Annotated in this window: 2 protein-coding genes and 1 pseudogene; all 3 read left to right on the top strand. The window is 56.3% G+C overall.

All coding sequences use genetic code 11. The features are described 5' to 3' along the window. Positions 1-91 precede the first annotated feature (91 nt). A pseudogene (locus tag ACIPIZ_RS29735) lies at positions 92-247 on the top strand (IscS subfamily cysteine desulfurase); the annotation flags it as partial. 100 nt (positions 248-347) lie between these two features. Next, on the top strand, positions 348-734 hold the full coding sequence (iscU, locus tag ACIPIZ_RS29730; protein ID WP_007916892.1) for a Fe-S cluster assembly scaffold IscU: 387 nt from the start codon (positions 348-350) through the stop codon (positions 732-734). A 34-nt stretch (positions 735-768) separates the two neighbouring features. After that, positions 769-1,069: iron-sulfur cluster assembly protein IscA (gene iscA / locus ACIPIZ_RS29725; protein ID WP_401169076.1), on the top strand; the 301-nt coding region annotated here is incomplete at its 3' end.

The following is a 1,069-nucleotide window of genomic DNA, read 5'->3' as shown; positions in this document are numbered from 1 at the left end:
GTTTGAGGCGCAGAGCTTTTTTTGCCCTTTGTAGGAGTGAGCCTGCTCGCGATCGCGGTGTGACATTCAACACATCAGTTGACTGAAAAAACGCTTCACCTTCGGCCGTTTCACTACCGAAGAAGAAATCGACTACGCCGCGCAGAAAGTCTGCGAGGGCGTTACCAAGCTGCGCGCTCTGTCGCCGCTGTGGGACATGTACAAAGACGGCGTCGATATCTCGAAAATCGAGTGGGCGGCACACTAAATATAGAAGCCGCCGGATACAGATCCTGTAGCGACGCGGCGGTTTACGCAGCGCAGTTGCAGGGCTGAAGAGCGGCCCTGATGAGTGAGGATTAAGAATCATGGCTTACAGCGAAAAGGTCATCGACCACTACGAAAACCCGCGCAACGTCGGCAAGATGAACGCGGAAGATCCTGATGTCGGCACCGGCATGGTCGGCGCTCCGGCGTGCGGCGACGTAATGCGTCTGCAAATCAAGGTCAACGACGCTGGCATCATCGAAGATGCCAAGTTCAAGACCTACGGCTGCGGTTCGGCCATCGCTTCCAGCTCCCTCGCCACCGAGTGGATGAAGGGCAAGACCCTGGACGAAGCCGAAACCATCAAGAACACCCAGCTGGCCGAAGAACTGGCTCTGCCGCCAGTGAAAATTCACTGCTCGGTACTGGCTGAAGACGCTATCAAAGCGGCTGTTCGCGATTACAAGCAGAAGAAAGGCTTGATCTGACTTTCTGGATTTGGCGACGAGTAAGGAGTCACCGATGGCTATCAGCATGACAGAAGCGGCTGCTCGACACGTGCGGCGCTCCCTCGACGGGCGCGGCAAAGGTGAAGGGATTCGTCTGGGTGTTCGCACCACAGGCTGTTCCGGCCTTGCCTACGTGCTGGAGTTTGTCGACGAGGTGGTTGCAGAGGATCAGGTGTTCGAGAGTCACGGCGAAAAAGTGATCATCGACCCGAAAAGCCTCGCCTACCTGGACGGCACCGAGCTCGACTTCGTCAAGGAAGGGTTGAACGAAGGCTTCAAGTTCAACAACCCCAACGTAAGCGGTGAATGTGGCT

The organism is Pseudomonas sp. NPDC087690, from assembly GCF_044743175.1.
Lineage (GTDB): Bacteria > Pseudomonadota > Gammaproteobacteria > Pseudomonadales > Pseudomonadaceae > Aquipseudomonas.
The sequence above is the reverse complement of the archived record's forward strand: the minus strand, read 5'-3'. Positions and strand labels throughout refer to the sequence as shown.

Coding starts and splice junctions, on each gene's coding strand:
- iscU (WP_007916892.1), top strand. CDS start 348: ATGGCTTACAGCGAAAAGGTCATCGACCACTACGAAAACCCGCGCAAC.